The sequence below is a fragment of the Lonsdalea quercina genome (assembly GCF_900107885.1).
In the GTDB taxonomy this organism is placed as follows: Bacteria; Pseudomonadota; Gammaproteobacteria; order Enterobacterales; family Enterobacteriaceae; genus Lonsdalea; species Lonsdalea quercina.
On the sequence record NZ_FNQS01000023.1, the window covers coordinates 1 to 3,459 of the forward strand.

Here is a 3,459-nt window from a genome sequence, read left to right on the forward strand (position 1 = left end):
AGTTTTCTGGAGGGCGACCCGGACCAGCCGATCGTCACCGGGCGCACCTATCACGCCACCCATCCCGCGCCGTATGAACTGCCGGCGCACAAGACCCGCATGAGCATCAAGAGTGCGACCCACAAAGGGGTCGGCTTCAACGAGCTGCGCTTTGAAGATCAGGCTGGCGAGGAAGAAATTTATCTGCACGGCCAGAAAGACCTCCGTGCGATGGTCGAACATGACGTCGTCTGGCATATTCGGCACGATGCGCATACGGAGATTGATAACGAGCGGGTCACCCGCGTCAAAGCCACCGACCACCTCACAGTGGAGCAGGAAAAGCGCGATCATATTCAGGGGGATTACTCGCTGACCGTCGATGCGTCGATGCACCATAAATTGGGGCAGGCGTTACTGGTCGATGCGGGTCAGGAAGTACACGTAAAAGCCGGCGCCAAGGTGGTTATTGACGCGGGGGCGGAGTTGACGCTGAAAGTCGGGGGGAGTTTTATCAAAATTACCCCCGCCGGAGTGACCCTTGTCGGCCCATCCATCAAGATGAACTCCGGAGGGAGCGCCGGTGTTGGGTCCAACTGGGCAGGAGAACTTCCCACACTACCAGGCGAAGTTGCCGTACCTCCAGCCCCATCCGCCACATTGCCTGCTCCTGCCATTCATAAAAGCATGGCGTCGATGGCACCGCTGGCCAAACCTTGCCCTCTGGCTAAAGGCGGTAAGGCATGAGCATGGATTTATGGCGAGAACAGCATAGCGGTGAGCTGTTTGCAATCGTGGATGGTGCGGCAGACCGTTCGGCGGTGGCGCGTTTCTACGAGCTGAGTCATGGTGAGGCATCCCCTCTGTTCGCCGGTACCACATTCGGTGAACAAGCCGTCCTAGGGCCTTGGCTACTGTTTAATCCTTCGACTGAGTTTATGGAGGCGACACCGGAACTGAGTGGCTTTTATCTGGTCAGCGACCAGCCGATTGATGTGGTGCGTCGCCACTGGCAAAGCCTGATACAGGTCATTCGTGACGGGGAAATCGTCTATTTTCGTTTTTCTGATTCCCGAATATTCCTGCCAATGTTTAATGCGATGAGCCCCGAAGAGCGGGATGCAATTATGGGTCCCTGCACCGGAATTTGGATCAGTGGCACCGGTTTTACACGGACTCCCCGTTTACCGTTTCGCGCGGCATTAGATACGCCTTGGTTTCATATTCAATCACACCATCTGGCGGCATTATACGACGAAGACCGACATGCCTATATTCTGCGCCGGCGCTTGTGGCAATCCATGACGGCCATGATGGAACGCCACCCAGATCCGGCCAGTGCCATTTTACCGGTACTCCGGCAAGCCAATGCGGAGAAGCTTGAAGGAGATGTGCTCGACGGCGTGGTGGCCGGCGCCTTGACGTTGCAGGCCGGCCTGTCACTGGAGAGCATCAGGGTGCCGCTCATGCTGACCGACGCTGAATGGGCGCAGGTCAGCCATTGGATGGCGAAACACAAAGAATTAATAGGAGCCCATTGATGGCGGCAGATCCTTACTGCATCCCCTGTGAACGTTACGATAACTGGATAGAAATCGACGTTCGTGATGAGCACAATCGCTCATTCAAGGGATTAAAAGCGACACTGACAGATGAGACTGGCAAATCCGAAACGGTCATCTTAAAAGAGGGACCTACGCTGGCGCGTGGTTTCGCCGTCGGCCCCGTGACGGTGAAACTGGAAACGCAACCCTGGCTCAAGGCAGCTCAGTCGCGCGAAGCCCTCAAAGAGGGACCAAGCCCAGTGACTGCCTATACAGCAGAACTGACGGGCTATGAGACGACGAAACGCGAATACGTCAAAGTGACGACAGGCGATCTCTGCCTGACCCCGGCCGAGCCTGCATTGCCGGAAGCGCATCAGGAAGGGAAAGCCGGCAACGTGCGGTTCTATACCCATCATTCTTACGTTATCGAGGTAAAAGGCTACCAGATTAACGTATTACGCATCGGCGTCTTTTTTGATGGTACAGGAAACAATAACTTCAACGCCGAATCTGGGCTTAGAAAAGTCGAGCAGTGGTTGGCTGAGACCTGCTCAGACCCAGCTCAGCGGGAGAAGGAGCTGCGGGGCTGTCAGATGGGGCAGCTCCCCATCGGGGGGAGTGCGGCTAATGATATGACGAATGTGGGGAAACTGTTCAATCAATACGACCTTACCGCGGGGACATTAATTGTCCATAGCTATATCAGCGGTATTGGTACCCGCGATCCGGTGGCCGGAAAAGACGAGATCGAATACCGAGGGGACGATACGTTGACGCAAGGGTTGGATTTGAACTTTGTAGGCGAAAATACATCGATCATCGGCAAGGTTAATCGAGCGTGTGAGCAAGAGATTGTTGCCGCGATCATTCGAGATTTGGAAACAGTTTTGCCCAGTATTGAGTGTATCCATCGTGTTGTATTTGACGTCTTTGGTTTTAGCCGCGGCGCGGCGGCGGCGCGTCATTTTGTCAACGTCATCGACCAGAAAAAAGACCATCCGCTGGTGCAGGCGGTAGCAAATAATGAAACTATCCGCCTGAAAGCAGGGTTTGACTGGAGCAATCGTGAGGATGTGCGCATCGCGTTTGTCGGCATTTTCGACACGGTGGTGTCCTCATTTAACTCCCGAGTTAATACCCGTTTGAAGGATGACAGCGCGGAGCGAGTGGTGCACCTGACCGCACTGGATGAGGTGCGTAAACACTTCCCACTCACGCGGATTACCCCTACGGCCGCTGGCACCAGCATCCCTCCACATTTTACCGAATTGGCGTTGCCGGGGGCGCATTCAGATATCGGCGGGGGGTATTACAGCCGCTGGAGCCTGTCTAATCCCAACAGCGATCCGGCGCTGACCGAGTGTATCGAACTGGAACGCTTTATGAGCGAGGAGGACGCTTCGATGCCAGAGACAGGCAGCCGCGCCTATCAAAAAGCGCGGGCCTACGCCGAGGAGAAAATAGCACTGGGCTGGGCCGATCGCCTTCAACCGAATGTGTCGCGAACCGCCACCCCCCCGTTGGGGGCGATCAGTTTAGTCCCCTACTCGTTTATCCGACGCCGTGGTAAAAATGATGCGTGGCCCAAAAAAGCCGTCTATGTGGAGGTGGTGATGCGCAGGGTCGTAGAGGGTGAATACTCTCGCATTCCGTTGCATATGATGGTCGAGGCCGGACGTGCGGCAGGGGTGCCGTTTCAAGAGTGGGATCCAACAGCAATGAGTTTAAGGCTGGAGTCTGGAGCAGCTAAAGTCCCGGTGATCAAGCTAGCCCAACTAGACAAACATTGGGCCTTGGTTGCTACTGAACAGGGACTTGTGAAAAATCTGGGGCTTCAGTTACCAGAAGAAGCTTACCGGGCATTGCGTGGTAACTATCTTCACCATAGCGCTAATAACCAAAGTATCGCCAATCCAGCCAATACGAGTAAGAA

General features: G+C 55.1%; 3 protein-coding genes. All 3 read left to right on the top strand.

Annotation, left to right across the window (positions count from 1 at the left end; genetic code table 11):
* The coding region (locus BLU64_RS16850) for a bacteriophage T4 gp5 trimerisation domain-containing protein (protein ID WP_425311885.1) at positions 1 to 726 on the top strand (726 nt) is incomplete at its 5' end.
* Complete coding sequence (locus BLU64_RS16855; protein ID WP_036153781.1) at positions 723 to 1,520, top strand: DUF4123 domain-containing protein; 798 nt, start codon at positions 723 to 725, stop codon at positions 1,518 to 1,520. The genes BLU64_RS16850 and BLU64_RS16855, both read left to right, overlap by 4 nt.
* On the top strand, positions 1,520 to 3,459 hold a 1,940-nt coding region (locus BLU64_RS16860), incomplete at its 3' end, for a T6SS phospholipase effector Tle1-like catalytic domain-containing protein (protein WP_074729449.1). The genes BLU64_RS16855 and BLU64_RS16860, both read left to right, overlap by 1 nt.